Raw genomic sequence first — 17,264 nt, 5'->3', positions numbered from 1 at the left:
CAGGAGACATCACCATGCGCAAACTCTTTCTCTTCAGCCTGGCGGCACTTGGCCTGGCCATGGGCGCCACTGCCCAAGCCCAGGATATTCAGGAACGCACCATCAAGTTCGGCCACCTGAACAACCCGGACCACCCGGTCAGCCTGGGTGTGAAGCGCTTTGCCGAACTGGTGGCAACCAAGAGCGGGGGCAAGCTGAAGGTGCAAGAGTTCCCCTCGTCCCAGTTGGGCAACGAGATGCAGCAGCAGTCCGCCTTGCAAGGCGGTGTGCAGGAGATGACCGCACCCGCCACCACCTCGCTGGCGGGCATCGTCAAAGAGTTTGGGCTGGTGGACTTCCCGTTTTCCATCAGCAGCTATGCCCAGGCCGATGCGTTGCTGGACGGCCCGCTGGGCCTGGCCCTGCTGGCCAAGTTGCCCGAGCGCGGACTGGTGGGCCTGGGCTACTGGGACTTGGGGTTTCGCAACGTGACCAATAGCAAACGCGCCATCACCAAGCCCGAAGATTTGGAAGGCCTGAAACTGCGCGTGATCCCCAACCCCGTGTTCCTGGAGACCTTCAAGGCCTTCAAGGCCAACCCTGTGCCCCTGCCTTTTGCCGAGCTGTACGGTGCACTGGAAGCCAAGGCGGTGGACGGCCAGGAGAACCCCTTTGCCGTGATCCTGTCGAACAAGTTCTATGAAGTGAACAAGTTCGTCAGCGCCACCAACCATGTGTACGCGGCCAACATCATCTTGGTGAGCAAGCGCTTCTGGGACAAACTGTCCGTCACCGAGCAGAAGATCTTGTCTGACGCGGCCGTGGAGGCCCGCACCTACCAGCGCCAGGCCAGCCGCGCCGCCGCGCAGTCCGCCGTGAAGGAACTGCAAGCCAAAGGCATGCAATACAACGAAGTGGCCCCTGCCGAGCAGGCCCGCATGCGCAGCATCGCCAAGCCATTGACCGACAAGTTCGCTGCCAGCTACGACCCCGCCATCGTCAAGCTCTACAACGACGAGCTGGCCAAGACCGCCAAGTAAGCAGGAAGACCCGCCCATGAAAATCCTTGTCCTGCACGGCCCCAACCTGAATCTGTTTGGTCGGCGTGAACCCCATATCTACGGCACCACCACGTTGCCTGAAATCAACACCATGCTTGCGACGCTGGCCGCAGAACTGGGTGTGACGCTGGAAACCATCCAGTCCAACCACGAGGGCGCGCTGATCGACTTTCTGCACACCCACATTGACACGGCCAGCGGTGCCATCCTGAACCCCGCAGGCCTTACGCAGCACGGTGTGCCACTGCATGACGCGATCAAGGCCATGCCGTTCCCTGTGCTGGAGGTGCACATGTCCAACATCGCCGCCCGCGAGCCCTGGCGCAGCCACTCCATCATCTCGCCCGCAGTGAAAGGCACGCTGCAAGGACTGGGGCCTATGTCCTACCTGTTGGCCTTGCGTGGACTGGCAGAGCTGGCGCGCGCGTCAAAGTAATCGCCTTTTCGGGGCAGGCGGTCACACACAGGCCGCAGGCCCGACAGGCTTCCGGGTGCACCACGTGCACCTGTTTCCAGCCATGCACAAAGCCTTTCACCTTGCCCTTAAGGGTCAATGTGGCGCGCTGGTCTTTGGGCAAGATGCCCATGGTGAACACGTCGACGGGGCAAACGTCCACACACGGCCCCTTGCCCTCGCAGCGATTCGGGTCGACCACGGGGATCAAAAAGCCCGCGGGGTGTTTGAAGTGGGTGGCGTTGCCACGGGGGGGTGGGCTGTGTTTTTTCATGGTGCCGCCATGGTGCCCACGCACCGGCGCGCCTGGGTGGCACGCGGGTATCGGTTTGTTGCACTTTATTTCTGCAACGCTGCCTCGAAATGCTCCAGCTCTTCGTCCAGCGTGCCCCGGCTGCGGAAATGCCGGTTGGCCTTGCCGTACCAGTATTCGGCGTCTTCCAGGTCACCTTCCTGGATGTGCAGGATGCCGTGCAACCAGGCAGCCAACTCCGAGTCGTCTTCCTGCACCAGGTTGTGCGCCTCGCGCCAACGGCCCGCCCGAAGGTGCGCTAGAACGTCGTGAAGCAGGGGCATGGAGAACTCCTTCAGAGGGCTGCAGTGGTTTCTTCAAGCTGCGGCAATGTGGCTGAGCAAACTGTCAAAGCTGCCGTACAGCGCATCGCCGCGCAGCAGCCGGCTGCCATTGTCATCCGTCACGATCAGCGTTGGCACGCCTTGCGCGCCAAAGCGTTGCATCAGCCCTTGCGCTGTATGGACGCGCGCCGCGTTGGCGGTCAACAACTCTGCGTCGCCCGCAATCAGGCGGTCGGCTGCGGCAGTCAACCCTGTGTCGCGCAGCAGCGTCTCCACCGTGGGCACGGCGCAGGTGTCCAACCCCTGCACGTAGCGGGCTTCCTGCAAGACCTTCAAGGCTTCCAGTTCACGCGCAGGTTCCGTCAGCGCCACGGCGGTCAACGCCAGCGTGCTGGCGGCTGAATCAAAGCGGCTGCCGGGCCGCCCCAGTACCTGCGTGCGGTAGTCCTCCGTAAAGCGCTGGCCGGTGAGCTTGGCAATGCGCAGGTCGTTGGACCATGCGTACTCCGCAAACGCTGCATCCATGGTGCGCCCGCCACCGGAAAACAGGCCCGTGGGCGCCAGTTCCAGTTGAATGGTGGCGTGCTGGCCCAGCGTTTGGATGGCGGGCGAAGCCCCGTAGCACCAGCCACACAGCGGGTCAAATAAGTAAGTCACTGTCGTTGTCATGGTGCAGGGTCCTTCACAGTGCCATCACTTTTGCGGGTTGGTGAACATGGGGTTGCCGCTGGCAGTCTTGGTGACTTCCTCTTGCAAGATATCCCAGTGCTCCACAATTTTGCCGTTAGCCAAGCGGAAGATATCCACGCCAATCATGGCTTTGGGGCCAATGCCGGAGTAGCGGCCGTGCACCATGACCAAGTCGCCTTCCGCCACTACCATGCCGGGCTCGTACTTGAAGTCTGGCCCGAAATTGCTCACAAAGCCCTTCAAAACAGCAGAGCCGTTCGGCACCATGGGGTTGTGTTGGATGTAGTCGGGTGACCAGTATTTGTCGAGGACCGACGCGTCGCGCGAGATGAACAGGCCTTTCATGCCAGCCACCACGATTTCTTTGTTGGTCTGGGCAAAGGCGCTGGCAGAGAAGAGCGCAACAAGAGATGCTGCGACGAAGAGAGTTTTAACGGGTTTCATGGGAGCTCCTTGGGTTACGGTTGATGGAATCACTTACCACTTCATTTCGCCTGTGTTGACCTTGGCGCCAATGTCCAGCGACAGGGCTCCTTCGGTCAATGCGGGGTAGGCCTGTTTCATCGCAGGAATCAGCGCTGCGCTGGTCTTGTTGGCGGCCAGGTTTTTCTCAAAGGTCTGCAAGTAGTCCTTGGTGAAGGTGATGGTGCTGGCGTCGACCTTGGTGCCGGCCTTCATGTGGCCAGGGACCACCAGCTCGGGTTTCAGGGCAATCATTTCATCCAGCTGAGCCACCCAGGCCGCGCGCTCGGCTGCGGTTTGGGTATCGGCCGTCCACACATGCATGTTGCCAAACACACCGATGTTGCCAACGATGGCTTTGATGGATGGGATCCAGGCGTAAGGGCGGTGTGCCAACAGGCCTTGCGTGCCGCGGATCTCAATCGTCTGGCCTTCCAGCGTCAGCGTGTTGCCTTCCAGTGCGCGCGGCACCACGGGCTTGCGTGGTGCATTGGCGCCCATCTTGGGGCCCCAGAACGCGACCTTGCCTGCCAGCTTGGGGGCCAGCTTGCTCAGCACAGCGGATGTGGTCACCACGTCCGCGTTGGGGAAGAATTCTTTCAGCGTTTCCACGCCAAAGTAGTAGTCAGGGTCGGCCTGGCTCACGTAGATGGTGGTGAGCTGCTTGCCGCTGTCCAGCACATTGGCCGCAATGCGCAAGGCGTCAGCGCGGGTGAAGCCGGCGTCAATCACGATGGCTTCTTTTTCGCCCACTACCAAGGTGGAGTTGACATTGAAGCTATTGCCGTCGGCGTTGTAGACCTTGACGATGAGCGGCTGGGCGGCCTGGGCGCCGGTGAAAGCGATGGCGAGGGATGCGGCGAGTAGGGTCGTGCGGATCATGTTGAATTCCTGAAGGTTGAGGGACGCTTTGAGGACCACTCTTCGGCGTTGGAATGAACTTTAGTTTCAATATCCGAACAGATAAACCCGATAATTCGCCCATTACTGTTTCATATCTTGATCAAATCATGGACCGACTGACCGCCATGCAGGTGTTTGTAGAGGTGGCCCACAGTGGCAGCTTCAGCGCCACAGCCGACAAACTGGACATGTCGCGTGCGATGGTCACGCGCTATGTGGGCGAGCTGGAGCAGTGGCTGGGCGCGCGCCTGTTACAGCGCACCACGCGCAGCGTCACGCTCACCGATGCGGGTGAAAACTGCCTGCGCCGCAGCCAGCAAATGCTGGCGCTGATGGAAAACGTCGAAGAAGAAACCCACAGCCACGACGGCACCTTGCGCGGCCAGCTGCGCATCACCTGCAGCATGTCGTTGGCCTATGCGCAAATAGCGGCGGCAGTGACGGACTTTTTGGAGCTGTACCCGCAACTCAAGGTCGACCTCAATGCCAGCGAGGGCGCGCTGAACCTGGTGGAGGCGCGCATTGACCTGGCCATTCGCATCAGTGCGGAGCCCGACCCCATGCTGATCGGTCGTGTGCTGGCACCGTGCACGTCCGTGCTGGTGGCGTCACCCGATTACTTGCGCGCGCAGGGAAAGCCGAAGCTGCCGGCCGACCTGGCCGCGCACCGCTGCCTGAGCTATGCCAACTTTGGCAAAAGCGTGTGGAAGCTGCAGCGCGGAGACGAGCACGCGGAGGTGCGCGTGGGCAGCTACTTCAGCGCGAATGAGGCCACGGCTTTGCTACGTGCGGCGCTGGCGGGCGGCGGTGTGGCCCTTCAGCCCACGTACCTGGCCAACCCGCATCTGCGCGACGGCAGCCTGCAGGCGGTGTTGCCAGACTGGAAATTGCCCGACATGGCCATCTACGCGCTGTACCCCTCGCGCAAGCACTTGTCACCCGCGGTGCGCGCGTTTCTGGACTTTCTGGTGGAGCGGTTTGCCAAGGTGCCTTGGTAGGCCTGCTCATCCCACCGCGGTTCCGGCAGCCACGTGGTCTTGCAATCCCTGCAGCAGGGCATCAAACGTCACCTTGCAGCGCGGGTTGTTGCGCAGGTCTTCGTGCATGGTGATCCAGGTGTCCAGGCTGAACAGCAAGCGTTCGGGCAGCAGATGCACCAGCTGAGGGTCGCGCGCCGCAAGGGCCAACTGACAAATGCCAATGCCACTGCCGGCGCGTATCAATGCCAGCTGCGCGATGTCGCTGTCTGTGCGAATGGCGAAGGCCTCCCGCTGCCACATGGGAAACCCTTTACGTGCAGCGCGCACAAACGGTGTTTCCTCGTCAAAGCCGATGAGCGCGTGCTGCGCCAGATCCGCCAATGACGTGGGGGTGCCGCGCTTGCGCAGGTATTTTTTGTGCGCATGCAAACCCAGGTGCACCTGGCCCACGCGCCGGGCAATCAGCAGCTCCTGCTTGGGCTGCGTCATGCGGATGGCGATATCGGCCTCACGCTTGAGCAGGTCCTGCACGCGGTTGGTCAGCACCAGTTCCACCTTCAGGTCGGGGTGTTCGCTCTGCAGTCTGGCCAATATGGGCGGCAACACCTCCACCCCAACCACCTCGCTGGCGGTCACCCGCACCGTACCCTGAACGCCCGCACCCTGCCCTTCCGCGGCACGCCTCAAGGCAGCGGCGGAACTGCTCATAGTCTCGGCAAATGTCTGCAATGCCAAAGCGGCCTCGGTGGGCAACAGCCCCAGCTGGGACCTGGTGAACAGCGTGACGCCCAGCGACCTTTCCAGCGCTGCAATGTGCCGCCCCACCGTGGGTTGGGCCACCCCCATGGCGCGGGCAGCGCCCGAGAGGGACCCTTCTTTCAACACGCTCAGGTACGAGCGGTAGAGCTCCCAGCCCATGTCGCCTGCAGTGTGGTTAGTCATACATAAATGTATAGCGTCTATGACATGTTGGTCAATTGCTTAATAACCTGCGTGCTTTCACACTCCATCCATCGCAACATTTTTTCAAGGAGTATTCAGATGCAAAGCAAGACAGCATTGGTATTGGGCGCCACCGGCGGCATTGGGGGTGAAGTGGCCCGGCAACTGCGTGACGCAGGCTGGACGGTGCGCGCACTGCGCCGCGGTGGCGCACTGGCCACAGAGCAACGCGACGGCATGGAATGGGTGCGCGGTGACGCCATGCACCGCGAAGATGTGGTGGCCGCAGCCCAAGGCTGCTCGGTCATCGTGCACGCGGTGAACCCGCCAGGCTACCAACGCTGGGCCGAGCTGGTGCTGCCCATGATCGACAACACCATTGCCGCCGCGCAGTCCCAGGGTGCCACCATCGTGCTGCCCGGCACGGTGTACAACTTTGGCCCCAATGCGTTCCCCCTGCTGCGGGAAGACTCGCCCCAAGACCCCTTGACCCGCAAGGGCGCCGTGCGGGTGGAGATGGAACACCGCCTGCGCGTGGCCAGTAGCCAGGGCTGCAGCGTCATCGTGGTGCGGGCTGGCGATTTTTTTGGCCCCAAGGTGGGCAACAACTGGTTCTCGCAAGGCTTGGTCAAACCCGGCCAGGCCGTGAAGACGATCAGCCTGCCTGGCACACCCGGTGTGGGCCACCAGTGGTCTTACCTACCCGATGTGGCGCGCACCATGGTCGAACTGCTGCAACGCCGCACCACGCTGGAACCGTTCGCAGCGTTCCATATGGCGGGCCACTGGGATGCCGATGGCACACACATGGCGGAGGCCATCCGCCGCGTGGTGGTGCGCCATGGTGGCGCCAAGCCCGTGCTGCGCGCCCTGCCCTGGTGGCTGATGACCCTGGCCTCGCCCTTCGTCACCACGCTGCGTGAAATGCGCGAGATGCGGTATTTGTGGAAAACGCCCTTGGTCATGGGGAATGAAAAGCTGTTGGCCGTGCTCGGGCACGAACCCCACACGCCCCTGGACCAAGCGGTGCAAGCGACGCTGGACGGCATGGGCTGCCTCACTGGCACGGCAGAAGCAGCCCGCTGGCAAAGCGTATAAAAGCAGATCGCTGTCACAAATCGGGTTCGCCAAACGTCTACACCTGTATGAACGACACCACCGCCACTTTCCACCGCCTGCGCCCCCGTCTGCAAGGCATTGCCTACCGCATGCTGGGTTCGTTGGCCGAGGCGGAGGATGTTGTACAGGACGCGTGGCTGCGTTGGCACGAGGCAGACACGGACAACCTGGACAGCAGCGAGGCCTGGTTGGTGTCCGTCACCACCCGCCTGGCCATTGACCGACTGCGGACGGCCAAGATCCAGCGCGCGCACTATGTGGGCACCTGGTTGCCCGAACCCTTGATGTCGGATTCGCCCGTCTCGCCCGAGCAACTGCTGGAGCGGGTGGACGATGTGTCGGTGGCGTTTATGACGCTGCTGGAGCGCCTGGCGCCCGAGGCCCGCGCGGCATATTTGTTGCGCGAAGTGTTTGATGCCGACTACGGCGAAGTGGCCGAGGCACTGGGCAAGACCGAACCCGCCTGCCGCCAGCTGGTGCACCGCGCCAAGGCACAGCTGCAGGACCAGCGCCCGCGCTACACGGTGGCACGCGAGACCCAGCTGCGGTTGCTGCGCGGTTTTGCCGATGCAGCGGCGTGCGGCAATTTTCATGAACTCAAGGGCATGCTGGCCGATGACGCACAGCTGATTGGTGACGGCGGCGGCAAGGTGCCCAGCTTTGGCGTGCCCCTGGTGGGCGGGCCGCGCATTGCGCAGCTGTACCTGGCCACCTCTCTGCGTTTTCCGGGGGCGGTGCGGTTTGAGGTGGTGGTACTGAATGGCCAGTGGGGGCTGCTACGCTTTATTGATGGCGTGCTGGAATCCGCGCAGTCGCTGGAGACCGATGGCACGCGCATCGTGCGCATCCACTCCCAACGCAACCCCGACAAGCTGGCCCGCATTGCCGCCACGCTGGGCCGCGACTTTGCTGTCACAAACGTGCCACCCCAAACGTCTTGAGTTTGTACATTTCGTACAGCAACCAAGGCAACGCACAATGAACCAACCCCGTCTCCCCTGGACCACACTCGCTCCCAAGTCTTACCAAGCCATGGCTGGCGTCAGCGCCAGTATTTCCCAGTCTTCGCTGGGCCCGGTACTGATTGAACTGGTGCAAACGCGTGTATCGCAAATCAATGGCTGCGCCTTCTGCCTGGACATGCATGTGCGCGACCTGCGCAAAGCCGGCGAGAACTGGCAGCGCATCAACAGCTTGCCCACCTGGCGCGAGACAGGCCTCTACAGCCCACGCGAACGTGCGGCGCTGAACTGGGCCGAAACCCTGACCCAACTGGCAGGCGACACCAGCAGCCGCGATGCAGAGTTTGACGAACTGAAAGGCCAGTTCAGCGACCAGGAAATCGTGGAGCTGACATGGGCGATTGCGCAGATCAATACATGGAACCGAATGGCCATTGGCATGCACATGCCGGTGCTGGAAAAAGCCATCGATTGAGCATTTGTTTTTTTTCGCAGCCGCACTTTTCGGACCGCGCAAATATTGAGGACAATAGAGGCCTGTTCAAGTTCTTGAACAGATAACAAAACAGGAAAAGAAATCAAATGGCAACTGCAAAAAAAGCGGCCCCTAAAGCTGCAGCGACAAAGAACAAAACTACAGCTCCTGCGCAAGCAAAGAAGACTGTGGTGAAGGCTCCCGCCAAGAAGGCGCCCGTCTCCAAGACTGCCAAGGCCATTGAAAAGCTGACCGCGAACATTGCCAAGCTGACCGAACGCAAGAACAAGCTGGGCGCTGAAATCAATGCCCTGCGTGACCAACGCACTGCGTTGAAAGCAGCTCCCGTTGCGGCCGCTCCTGCTGCTCCCAAGGCAAAGGCCAAGCCTGCTGCCAAAGCCGCTGCACCTGCGAAAAAAGCAAAGCCTGCTGCAAAGAAGTAAGGCACTTCGGCGACCACGTCGCCAAGTAGAAAAGGCCCCATCGGGGCCTTTTTTTATGTCAAATCGGCTTCCAGCCCCCGTAGATATTGCGCTAGCAGCTACGTTTTCTATAGCAACCTTGAACTACGCCTGGTAGCCATACAGCCAGGGTACATCCAGCACATGCTGCCCCAGCAGCTTGAGCGACAGGTCTCGGCCCAAGCGCAGCGGGCCACGCAAGTGGAAAATCTCACCGTTGCGGATGGCGCGTGCTTGCACCCGCGCGTTGCGGCGCCAGCGCGTTTGGGCGTAGTGCGCCAGCGCGGCAGGCACATCGGCTGAATGGGCCTGCAAAGACATCACTAGCTGCTGCGCATCCTCTATCGCCATACCCGCGCCCTGGGCCATATAGGGGCGCATGGGGTGGGCCGCGTCGCCCAGCAGCGCAATGCGGCCTTGTGCCTGCTGCGCAGCACTGGTCATGGGTGGGCGGTCGTACAGCGGCCACAGGCGCCAGTCGTCAATCGCGTGGATCAGGTCCAGCAGCGGTGCCTGGGCATTGGCCAGGCGCGCGCGCAGCTCGGCGGCGTTGGCGCTATGGTCCCACGATGTCGGGTCACCCTCGGTCTGGCCTTGCACGATGGCCACGACGTTGAGCCACGCGCCTCCACGCACCGGGTACTGCACTACATGGAACTTCGGCCCCAACCAGGCCGTGACGGCCCGGCTGCGCAGCGCTGCGGGCAAGCCGTCTTGCCGCACCATGGCCCGAAACGCCAGGTGCCCGGTAGACCGCGGCGGCGCCTGCGGCAGCAGGTGCTGACGCACCTGGCTCCACAGGCCATCGGCCCCCACCAGCAGCGGTGTGGTCAGCAGGTGGCCCTGCGCCGTGTGCAGCTGCACGCCTTGCGCATCTTCTTCAAGGCGGGTGATTGCCGTGGCCAGCTGCAGCGACACGCCGTAGGCCTGCACGGCCTGCAACAGCACGCCATGCAGGTCGGCCCGCGCCAGCGTGGCATAGGCCGCACCGTACTGCGCCAGAGCCTGCGCGCCCAATGGCAACATGCCCAAGGTTTTCGCAGTCAGCGCGTTGCGCACTTCCAGCTGCGTAGGAAAAGCCGCCACGCTGCGCAGCACGTCGCTGAGGCCCCAGCCCTCCAGCACCTTCACCACGTTGGGCCCTAGCTGAATACCGGCCCCGACCTCGCCAAAGGCGTGGGCCTGCTCCACCAGCCGCACGCCCATGCCGGCCCGCGCCGCAGCCAGGGCAGTTGCCATGCCGCCGATGCCTCCGCCCACAATCACCATTGCTTGTTCCATACCCGCCATTCTCCCCCGCCCCGGGGCCTCCTAGTTTGACCTTGCGCAGCTACACTGACCACGACTGCCCAACCACTGCACCTCCACCATGACCGCCAGCACCGACTTTGAACTGTTGTTTGAATCCGCCCCCATCTCTCTCTGGCTGGAGGACTACAGCGCCCTCAAGACCCTGTTTGCGCAATGGCGTGCCGACGGCATCACCGATCTGGGTGCCTACCTGCGCCAGAATCCCCTGAATGCTGCCCAGTGTTCGCAGTGCTACCGGGTGCTGCAGGTGAACCGGCAAACCCTGCGCCTGTATGGCGCGGCCAGCCAGCAGGAGCTGGTGGCGCGCCTGCCCGATGTGTTCCGCGGCGATATGTTTGAACACATGGTGACCGAGCTGGTGCACCTGTGGAAGGGCGAACTGGAATTCTCCAGCCAGGGTGTGAACTACACACTGGACGGGCGCCGCATGGATGTGCAAATCCATGTGCGCGTACTCGAAGGCCATGAGGACACCTGGGACCGCGTGATGGTGTCCCTGCAAGAAGTGACTGCGCACACCCTGGCACGGCAAAAGCTGGAACAAAGCGAGCAGCACGCACGCAATCTGTTTGACCTGTCGCCCGTATCGCTGTGGGCGGAAGACTTCAGCGGTGTGAAGCGGCTGATGGACGACGTGCGGCATTCGGGCATCAAGGATTTCCGCGTATTCCTGAGCGTGCACGCCGAATTTGTGACCCGCTGCATGGAGCAGATCCGGGTGCTGGACGTGAACCAACACACGCTGCACATGTTCGCCGCCACCGACCGCACCGACCTGCTCGGCAAGCTGGACCTGGTGTTCAGGGATGAGATGAGCGATTCGTTTGCCGACCAGTTGCTGGACCTGTGGAATGGCAAGACCATGCAGACGCGCGAGGTGGTGAACTACTCGCTGAGTGGCGAACCGATCAACATCCACATGCAGTTTGCGGTGATGCCGGGGCATGAGGCCGACTGGGACCTGGTGCTGGTATCGCTGGTGGACATCACCGCACGCAAAAAAGCGGAGGCCTACCTGGAATACCTGGGGAAGCACGACGCGCTAACGCGCCTGCGCAACCGGGCCTTCTATGTCGAAGAACTCAACCGCATCTCGCGCAAGGGACCGTGGCCACTCAGCATCGTTGCCATGGACCTGAACGGCCTGAAAGCCGTGAACGACAACCAGGGCCACGCCGCGGGCGACGCCATGCTGCGCCGCGCGGGCGAGGTGCTGGCCAAGGCGGCGGGCGACCAGCAGCCACTGTGTGTGGCGCGCATTGGTGGTGACGAGTTTGTGGCCCTGATGCCGGGCAGCGACGAGCGTGCGGCCAACGGGTTGAAGGAACGCATCGAATCCATGCTGGAACTCAACAACCAGTTCTACCCTGGCCAGAAGCTCAGCCTGGCGGTGGGCATCGCGTCCTGCCATAGTGCGGCCGCGGTGGAAGCCACCATCCACGCCGCGGACCAGGCCATGTTTGAAGCGAAGAAGCGCTTTTACGACGAATCGTCATTGGAACGCCGCCGCATCTAGTGCACGCCGCGGTGCGCCTTGCCATGGCTGCCATGCACGTGGCCCACGGATGCCGCGGCCGGTGTTGCCGCTCCTTCTGACAGCCCTTGCAGGATGCCGCAATGCGCTGCATCCTGCACACCCTGGCACTGGGCGCGCAGGGCCTTGAGCTGTTTCTCCAGTTGGCGCAACTCACGCACACGCTGGGCCACGTGGCCGATGTGCGCATCCAGCAGCGCATTCACCTGCACGCAGTTGTCTTCAGGCGCATCCTGAAACGCCAGCAACGCGCGAATCTCTTGCAGCGTCATGTCCAGGCTGCGGCAGTGGCGCACGAACTGCAGGCGCTGCGCATGGTGGGCTTCGTACACGCGGTAGTTGGCATCGGTGCGCACCGGCGCGGGCAGCAGGCCCTCGCGCTCGTAGTAGCGTATGGTTTCCACCGGGGTACCGGTGGTGCTGGCCAGTTCACCGATTTTCATGGGATGCGTCCTTCCAAAACCTTGTTGCAGTATAGGGCTTGACTCTGAAGTGGCTTCAGGGTTTCCAATGCTGGCATCGACGAGGAAACCTTATGAGCCAACACTGCTGCGAACACGACACTCCCGCCATTGAAACTCTGCACAATCCTGCGCGCTACCGCCGCATTCTGTGGATAGCCCTGCTGATCAACGCCGCCATGTTTGGCGTGGAGATGGCAGCCGGCTGGCGCGCGGGCTCGCTGTCGCTGCTGGCCGATGCGATTGACTTTGCGGGCGATGCGCTGAACTACGGCGTGTCGCTGGCCGTGCTGTCGGCCGCGCTGGCCTGGCGCGCACGCGCAGCTGTGGTCAAGGCCGTATGCATGATGGGCTTTGGCCTGTTGGTGTTGGGCAAGGCGATCTGGAGCGTCTGGCAAGGCGGTGTGCCCGATGCCACCACCATGGGCGTGGTGGGTTTTCTGGCACTGGCCGCCAACGTGGCCGTGGCCTGGATGCTCTACGCCTTCCGCGAGGGCGACGCCAACATGCGCAGCGTGTGGCTGTGTTCGCGCAACGATGCGATTGGCAACATTGCCGTGATGCTGGCCGCCGTTGGTGTGGTGAGCACCGGCAGTCGCTGGCCCGACCTGCTGGTGGCCGCCGGCATGGCCGCCCTGGCTTTGCAAGGCGGCTGGCAAGTGATGCGGCAAGCGCGGGGTGAGCTGGCGCAGCCAGGCCATGGTGGTGACCATGGCCACCATGGGCACAGCCACTAGGCCAGGCTTTAGTTCGCCACCGTAAACCGCTTCTGGATGTGCTTCGGAGCTTCGATCTCATCGACGATCGCCACGGCCATGTCCTGCACCGAGATGCTGCCAGGTCCGCCACCCTCTGCCCATAGTGGCGCATCGGCGCCCAGACGGTATTTGCCGGTACGCACACCGGGGTTCAGCAGCATGGCGGGGGACAGGAATGTCCAGTCCAGCGTGGTTTCTTTCTGGATCAGGTTCAGCGCGTCGCGTGCCGCGCCTGCGGCTACCTTGTATTCGGCGGGGAACTCGGGGGTGTCCACCAACTGCACGCCGGGCGCCACAAACAGGCTGCCGGCGCCGCCCACCATCAAGAAGCGTTTCACGCCGGACAGCTTCACGCCCGCAAAGATGGCGTGCGTGGCTTGCAAAAAGATTTCTGCAATTTTGGGTTCGGTCCAGCCTGGGTTGTAGGCGCTGATGACGGCGTCGTGGCCCGCAGCGGCCTTGGCCACTTGGGCCGCGTCCAGTGCGTCGGCGGCCACCACGGTCAGACCGGTTTGGGCGGCCACTTTGCCGGGGTTACGGGCCAGCACGGTGACCTGGTGGCCGCGGCTCAGCAGTTCTGCCAATACGGGGGTGCCCACAAAGCCGGTGGCGCCAATCAGAGCGATTTTCATAACAAAACTCCTGTGAATGAAAGAAACCGATAGTGTGATTACTTCACCCAACGCTGAATAGGCGGTAAATTTCGCTTTGACTGTGAAGTAAAACTAATCAATCAAAGAGAATCCATGGACCAACTCAAACGCATGGCGGTGTTTGCCGAGGTGGTGTCTGCCGGCAGCCTGAGTGGCGCGGCGCGCCAACTGGGTATGACGCCGTCAGCCGTGAGCCAGCACCTGCGCCAGCTCGAGGACGCGCTGGGCCTGGCGCTGCTGCACCGCTCCACGCGCAAACTCACCCTGACTGAGGCAGGCGCGCGCTATGTAGAGGGCTGTCGGGCCATGGTGGCTGCGGCGCGCTCGGCGGACCAGGCACTGGAGCTGCACCGGGATGAGCCCGAAGGCGAGCTGCGCATTGCGGCCCCCATCGGCTTTGGCAGCCTGCTGGCCACAGCGCTGGCGCCCTTGCGCAGCCACCCCAAACTCAGTCTGCACCTGCTGATGGATGACGCGCTGGTGGATGTAATCGCAGAGCGCGTGGACATTGCGGTGCGCGTGGCCAACCTGCCGGACTCCAGCCTGGTGGCACGCAAACTGGGCACGCTGCGGGCGCAGCTGTGTGCATCGCCTGCCTACCTGGCAGCGCGCGGCTGGCCCCAGCAACCGGCAGACCTGGCGCGGCACGACTGGCTGGGGGGACGCCCGCAGGGGCCTGCGCAAGAGACATTGCAGTTGCACACGACCGATGGCCAGGTCGCCACGGTGCCGGTGACTTCCAGGGCATCTGCAACCCAGGTCACCGCCCTGCACTCACTGTGTGTGGCGGGCTGGGGCATCAGCATTGTGCTGAGTGACGACGACCGCCGCGCGTTGGCCGATGGGCGACTGGTACCCGTGCTACCGGATTGGAGCCCGCCCGACTACGACGTGTACGCCATCACCGTGCGCCGCGGAGAGCAACCGGCCAAGGTGCGCCATGCGCTGGATCTGCTGGCCAGCCATTTCGCCACCCTGACCATTTAGCGCCACTCAGCCCTGGCAGGCCTCTGTCCAATCGCCCGTGAGGGTGAGCACTTGGTGGGCCTGCAGGTCTGCCTGCGACAAGCCGGCCGACACCGTGAATGCGCCCGCCTCCGCCACCCAGGATTTGCGCGCTGCATCAAAAAATGCCAGTGAACGCATGCCCAGCACCACGCGCACCATGGCACTGGCCCCGGGCTCCAGGTGCACTTTGCCAAAGCCTTTGAGTTCACGCACGGGCCGCTCCACGCTGGCGGCTTGGTCTGCCACATAGACCTGTGCCACGGCGGTGCCGGCCCGCTTGCCGGTATTGCGCACCACCACTTCCACCACCACGCTGCCGCCCGGCGCCACCGTGTCGGCGGACTGGCGCAGCGCGGTCACTTCAAACTGCGTGTAGGTCAGCCCATGGCCAAACGGAAACTGCGGCGTGATGCCCTTGCGCTCATAGTGGCGGTACCCGATGAACACGCCTTCGTCGTAGCGCACGTGGCCGTCCACACCGGGGTACTGCAGCGGCTGGCCCAGCGCGGGCGAGTCTTGCACGCGCACCGGCCAGGTTTGTGGCAGGCGGCCACCGGGTTCGGCCTGGCCCAGCAGCACGTCAGCAATCGCATTGCCGCACTCTTGCCCGGGGTACCAGGCTTGCAGCACGCTGCCCACTTGGTCTATCCACGGCAACTCGACCGGCGAGCCGGTTTGCAACACCACCACGGTGCGCGGATTGGCCGCGGCGACGCGCGCGATCAATTCGTTCTGGCGGTGCGGCAATTCCATGCTGGTGCGGTCCAGGCCTTCGTTGTCCCACTCAGCATTCAGGCCGGCAAACACCACGGCCACATCAGCGGCACTGGCAGCGGCCACGGCGGCTTCGATGTCTGCATCGCCCAGCACACGGTGGGCCCCAAAGCGCAAGGCGTTGATGTCCAGGTGTTCGGGTGCAGCGGTGCTGAACTCTAGCGTCATGTTGCACACCTCACCGGCCTGCAGCGTGCGCGCATGCCGCACCTCGCTGCAGCCAAAGGTGAAATAGGTTTCGCCGCGGGACCATTGGGTCCAGGCGTCTACCGCCAACACGCCGTTGATAAAGGCGCGGCTCACGCCCGCGCTGATCAGCGAGAACTGGTAGTCACCCGCCTGGTCCGCCACGAATTGCAGCGTGGCCTTGGCCGAGAACGCGCCGCGGTGCACCGAAGGGTGCACGGTGTCGATCCACAGCTGCTCGGTGTTGGCCACGGTCTGGCTGAACACAACGGGGCCGCTGAAGTCCAGGCTGTTGAAAAACTCCACCTGCATGGGCGCCTGCACCACCGGCACGTAGCGGTGGATATCGGCCCCCGCATGGTGGGTGAAGGTGACACCCGGGCACTGCGCCTGCAGCGCCGCCAGCGGGGCCACACGGTAGTGCGCATTGACTGTGGCGCTGCCACCGCCCATGATTTGCGGCACCACAGCGGCCTGGCCAATCAGCGCCACGGTGTGCCCGGCTTGCAGTGCCAGCGGCAGCAGGCCAGCGTCGTTTTTCAGCAGCACGGCGGCATCGGCTCCCAGCTTGCGGATCAGCGCGCGGTGGGCCGGCACGTCTTCGGCACTCTCGGGCGCAATGGTGGCGTTGTGCAGACGGCCCAGGCGCTGCATCAATCGCAAGATGCGGCCCGCGCAGTCGCGCACGGCCTGGGCGTTCACGCGCCCGTCTTCCACGGCCTGCACCAGGGCCGCGCCGCGCGCGCGCGTGGTGCCGGGCATTTCCAGGTCGCAGCCGGCCTCGGTCGACTCCACGGTGCCCATGCTGGCAAACCAGTCAGACATGACGATGCCGTCAAAGCCCCATTCTTCGCGCAGCACCTGCTTGACCAGGCGGCGGTGGTTGGCCGCAAACGTGCCGTCCAGGCGGTTATAGGCCGTCATCACGGCCATCACACCGGCCTCTTTCACCGCGCGCTCAAAGGGCAGCAAATACAGCTCGCGCAGTGCGCGCTCGGAAATGTCCGAGCTGATGTCCATGCGCTGGTACTCGCTCTCGTTGCCCACAAAGTGTTTGATGGTGGCGGCCACGCCCTGGCTTTGCACACCGCGGATATAGGCCACGCCCATCTCGGAGGCCAGCCACGGGTCTTCGGAATAGCACTCGAAGTTGCGGCCGTTGAACACCGTGCGGTGCAGGTTCACCGTGGGGGCCAGCAGCACCTGCGCGCCCTTGAGCTTGGCCTCGGCACCCAGCGCCGCGCCGGTCTCTTGCAGCAGCGCGGTGTTCCAGGTAGCAGCCAGTGCAATGCCTGCGGGAAAGCAGGCGGTGGCCGGGCCATCCTTGAACATGCCACCACGCGCGCCGTTAGGCCCGTCGCTGACCTTGATGGCGCCGATGTTCAGTCGCGGAATGGCTTGCGTGGTCCAGAAGTCGGCGCCAGTCAGCAAGCTCACCTGCTCGGCCAGGGTGAGCTGGTCCAGCAGTGACTGGATGGTGTCGTACTCGTGCGATGCGGTCATGGGGTATGTCTC

Annotated in this window: 20 protein-coding genes; 10 read left to right on the top strand and 10 right to left on the bottom strand. The window is 63.3% G+C overall.

From position 1 onward, the window contains the following. The first annotated feature begins 14 nt into the window (after nt 1-14). Entirely contained in the window at nt 15-1,019 is a 1,005-nt protein-coding gene (locus AC097R_RS09415; protein ID WP_479597819.1) for a TRAP transporter substrate-binding protein, read from the top strand. 16 nt (nt 1,020-1,035) lie between these two features. After that, nucleotides 1,036-1,476 carry a type II 3-dehydroquinate dehydratase gene (locus AC097R_RS09410; protein WP_479597818.1) on the top strand — a complete coding sequence of 147 codons (441 nt, stop codon included), beginning with the start codon at nt 1,036-1,038 and terminating at the stop codon, nt 1,474-1,476. Here AC097R_RS09410 and AC097R_RS09405 read toward each other — a convergent pair. From AC097R_RS09405 to AC097R_RS09385, 5 genes are all read right to left on the bottom strand, one after another. After that, nucleotides 1,418-1,768 (bottom strand): 4Fe-4S dicluster domain-containing protein, encoded by a 351-nt coding sequence (locus AC097R_RS09405; protein WP_479597817.1) that lies wholly within the window; start codon nt 1,766-1,768, stop codon nt 1,418-1,420. The genes AC097R_RS09410 and AC097R_RS09405 overlap by 59 nt on opposite strands. Before the next feature lie 65 nt (nt 1,769-1,833). Continuing rightward, a complete protein-coding gene (locus tag AC097R_RS09400; RefSeq protein WP_479597816.1) occupies nt 1,834-2,070 on the bottom strand; it encodes a hypothetical protein in 237 nt (78 codons plus the stop codon). A 33-nt stretch (nt 2,071-2,103) separates the two neighbouring features. Then, nucleotides 2,104-2,739 (bottom strand): DsbA family protein, encoded by a 636-nt coding sequence (locus AC097R_RS09395; protein WP_479597815.1) that lies wholly within the window; start codon nt 2,737-2,739, stop codon nt 2,104-2,106. 24 nt (nt 2,740-2,763) lie between these two features. Next, on the bottom strand, nt 2,764-3,204 hold the full coding sequence (locus tag AC097R_RS09390; RefSeq protein WP_479597814.1) for a nuclear transport factor 2 family protein: 441 nt from the start codon (nt 3,202-3,204) through the stop codon (nt 2,764-2,766). Between the two features lie 33 nt (nt 3,205-3,237). After that, nucleotides 3,238-4,104, bottom strand: a complete 867-nt coding sequence (locus AC097R_RS09385; RefSeq protein WP_479597813.1) for an MBL fold metallo-hydrolase — start codon at nt 4,102-4,104, stop codon at nt 3,238-3,240. 128 nt (nt 4,105-4,232) lie between these two features. Between AC097R_RS09385 and AC097R_RS09380 the strand changes: the two genes are divergently transcribed. Further along, nucleotides 4,233-5,123 (top strand): LysR family transcriptional regulator, encoded by an 891-nt coding sequence (locus tag AC097R_RS09380; RefSeq protein ID WP_479597812.1) that lies wholly within the window; start codon nt 4,233-4,235, stop codon nt 5,121-5,123. Nucleotides 5,124-5,129: 6 nt separating this feature from the next. Here the strand turns inward: AC097R_RS09380 and AC097R_RS09375 are convergent, their stop codons facing one another. Next, nucleotides 5,130-6,047, bottom strand: a complete 918-nt coding sequence (locus tag AC097R_RS09375; RefSeq protein ID WP_479597811.1) for a LysR family transcriptional regulator — start codon at nt 6,045-6,047, stop codon at nt 5,130-5,132. Nucleotides 6,048-6,146: 99 nt separating this feature from the next. On the opposite strand from AC097R_RS09375, the gene AC097R_RS09370 reads away from it, so the two are divergent. The 4 genes from AC097R_RS09370 to AC097R_RS09355 all read left to right on the top strand — a co-directional run bounded on the left by AC097R_RS09370 (nt 6,147) and on the right by AC097R_RS09355 (nt 9,046). Next, a complete protein-coding gene (locus AC097R_RS09370) occupies nt 6,147-7,145 on the top strand; it encodes an NAD-dependent epimerase/dehydratase family protein (protein ID WP_479597810.1) in 999 nt (332 codons plus the stop codon). Between the two features lie 47 nt (nt 7,146-7,192). Continuing rightward, nucleotides 7,193-8,107 carry an RNA polymerase sigma-70 factor gene (locus tag AC097R_RS09365; protein ID WP_479597809.1) on the top strand — a complete coding sequence of 305 codons (915 nt, stop codon included), beginning with the start codon at nt 7,193-7,195 and terminating at the stop codon, nt 8,105-8,107. A gap of 37 nt (nt 8,108-8,144) precedes the next feature. Continuing rightward, nucleotides 8,145-8,603, top strand: a complete 459-nt coding sequence (locus AC097R_RS09360) for a carboxymuconolactone decarboxylase family protein (protein WP_479597808.1) — start codon at nt 8,145-8,147, stop codon at nt 8,601-8,603. 191 nt (nt 8,604-8,794) lie between these two features. Next, nucleotides 8,795-9,046, top strand: coding sequence for a histone protein (locus AC097R_RS09355; RefSeq protein WP_479597807.1), 252 nt, complete (start codon nt 8,795-8,797; stop codon nt 9,044-9,046). 123 nt (nt 9,047-9,169) lie between these two features. Here the strand turns inward: AC097R_RS09355 and AC097R_RS09350 are convergent, their stop codons facing one another. Further along, nucleotides 9,170-10,345, bottom strand: coding sequence for an FAD-dependent monooxygenase (locus AC097R_RS09350; RefSeq protein WP_479597806.1), 1,176 nt, complete (start codon nt 10,343-10,345; stop codon nt 9,170-9,172). Nucleotides 10,346-10,433: 88 nt separating this feature from the next. Between AC097R_RS09350 and AC097R_RS09345 the strand changes: the two genes are divergently transcribed. After that, nucleotides 10,434-11,891 carry a sensor domain-containing diguanylate cyclase gene (locus AC097R_RS09345; RefSeq protein ID WP_479597805.1) on the top strand — a complete coding sequence of 486 codons (1,458 nt, stop codon included), beginning with the start codon at nt 10,434-10,436 and terminating at the stop codon, nt 11,889-11,891. Here AC097R_RS09345 and cadR read toward each other — a convergent pair. Then, the gene (gene cadR, locus AC097R_RS09340; protein ID WP_479597804.1) at nt 11,888-12,352 is read right to left on the bottom strand and encodes a Cd(II)/Pb(II)-responsive transcriptional regulator; all 465 of its coding nucleotides are present in this window, start codon (nt 12,350-12,352) and stop codon (nt 11,888-11,890) included. The two genes, AC097R_RS09345 and cadR, sit on opposite strands and share 4 nt — an antisense overlap. 92 nt (nt 12,353-12,444) lie before the next feature. Here cadR and AC097R_RS09335 point away from each other — a divergent pair, with 92 nt between their 5' ends. After that, on the top strand, nt 12,445-13,107 hold the full coding sequence (locus AC097R_RS09335) for a cation efflux transmembrane domain-containing protein (protein ID WP_479597803.1): 663 nt from the start codon (nt 12,445-12,447) through the stop codon (nt 13,105-13,107). Nucleotides 13,108-13,115: 8 nt separating this feature from the next. Here AC097R_RS09335 and AC097R_RS09330 read toward each other — a convergent pair whose 3' ends face one another. Next, nucleotides 13,116-13,760, bottom strand: a complete 645-nt coding sequence (locus tag AC097R_RS09330) for an NAD(P)-dependent oxidoreductase (RefSeq protein ID WP_479597802.1) — start codon at nt 13,758-13,760, stop codon at nt 13,116-13,118. Between the two features lie 114 nt (nt 13,761-13,874). Here AC097R_RS09330 and AC097R_RS09325 point away from each other — a divergent pair, with 114 nt between their 5' ends. Beyond that, entirely contained in the window at nt 13,875-14,768 is an 894-nt protein-coding gene (locus tag AC097R_RS09325) for a LysR family transcriptional regulator (RefSeq protein ID WP_479597801.1), read from the top strand. 6 nt (nt 14,769-14,774) lie between these two features. Here AC097R_RS09325 and AC097R_RS09320 read toward each other — a convergent pair whose 3' ends face one another. After that, entirely contained in the window at nt 14,775-17,252 is a 2,478-nt protein-coding gene (locus AC097R_RS09320; protein ID WP_479597800.1) for a beta-glucosidase, read from the bottom strand. Nucleotides 17,253-17,264: the final 12 nt, after the last annotated feature.

The sequence above is a fragment of the Rhodoferax sp. ZS1R25 genome (genome assembly GCF_056521335.1).
This window is presented reverse-complemented; position numbering and strand designations above follow the sequence as displayed.

Bases quoted from the DNA above. Each gene is read 5' to 3' on its own strand.
- AC097R_RS09415 (WP_479597819.1), top strand. From the start codon at position 15: ATGCGCAAACTCTTTCTCTTCAGCCTGGCGGCACTTGGCCTGGCCATG.
- AC097R_RS09410 (WP_479597818.1), top strand. From the start codon at position 1,036: ATGAAAATCCTTGTCCTGCACGGCCCCAACCTGAATCTGTTTGGTCGG.
- AC097R_RS09405 (WP_479597817.1), bottom strand. From the start codon at position 1,768: ATGAAAAAACACAGCCCACCCCCCCGTGGCAACGCCACCCACTTCAAA.
- AC097R_RS09400 (WP_479597816.1), bottom strand. From the start codon at position 2,070: ATGCCCCTGCTTCACGACGTTCTAGCGCACCTTCGGGCGGGCCGTTGG.
- AC097R_RS09395 (WP_479597815.1), bottom strand. From the start codon at position 2,739: ATGACAACGACAGTGACTTACTTATTTGACCCGCTGTGTGGCTGGTGC.
- AC097R_RS09390 (WP_479597814.1), bottom strand. From the start codon at position 3,204: ATGAAACCCGTTAAAACTCTCTTCGTCGCAGCATCTCTTGTTGCGCTC.
- AC097R_RS09385 (WP_479597813.1), bottom strand. From the start codon at position 4,104: ATGATCCGCACGACCCTACTCGCCGCATCCCTCGCCATCGCTTTCACC.
- AC097R_RS09380 (WP_479597812.1), top strand. From the start codon at position 4,233: ATGGACCGACTGACCGCCATGCAGGTGTTTGTAGAGGTGGCCCACAGT.
- AC097R_RS09375 (WP_479597811.1), bottom strand. From the start codon at position 6,047: ATGACTAACCACACTGCAGGCGACATGGGCTGGGAGCTCTACCGCTCG.
- AC097R_RS09370 (WP_479597810.1), top strand. From the start codon at position 6,147: ATGCAAAGCAAGACAGCATTGGTATTGGGCGCCACCGGCGGCATTGGG.
- AC097R_RS09365 (WP_479597809.1), top strand. From the start codon at position 7,193: ATGAACGACACCACCGCCACTTTCCACCGCCTGCGCCCCCGTCTGCAA.
- AC097R_RS09360 (WP_479597808.1), top strand. From the start codon at position 8,145: ATGAACCAACCCCGTCTCCCCTGGACCACACTCGCTCCCAAGTCTTAC.
- AC097R_RS09350 (WP_479597806.1), bottom strand. From the start codon at position 10,345: ATGGAACAAGCAATGGTGATTGTGGGCGGAGGCATCGGCGGCATGGCA.
- AC097R_RS09345 (WP_479597805.1), top strand. From the start codon at position 10,434: ATGACCGCCAGCACCGACTTTGAACTGTTGTTTGAATCCGCCCCCATC.
- cadR (WP_479597804.1), bottom strand. From the start codon at position 12,352: ATGAAAATCGGTGAACTGGCCAGCACCACCGGTACCCCGGTGGAAACC.
- AC097R_RS09335 (WP_479597803.1), top strand. From the start codon at position 12,445: ATGAGCCAACACTGCTGCGAACACGACACTCCCGCCATTGAAACTCTG.
- AC097R_RS09330 (WP_479597802.1), bottom strand. From the start codon at position 13,760: ATGAAAATCGCTCTGATTGGCGCCACCGGCTTTGTGGGCACCCCCGTA.
- AC097R_RS09325 (WP_479597801.1), top strand. From the start codon at position 13,875: ATGGACCAACTCAAACGCATGGCGGTGTTTGCCGAGGTGGTGTCTGCC.
- AC097R_RS09320 (WP_479597800.1), bottom strand. From the start codon at position 17,252: ATGACCGCATCGCACGAGTACGACACCATCCAGTCACTGCTGGACCAG.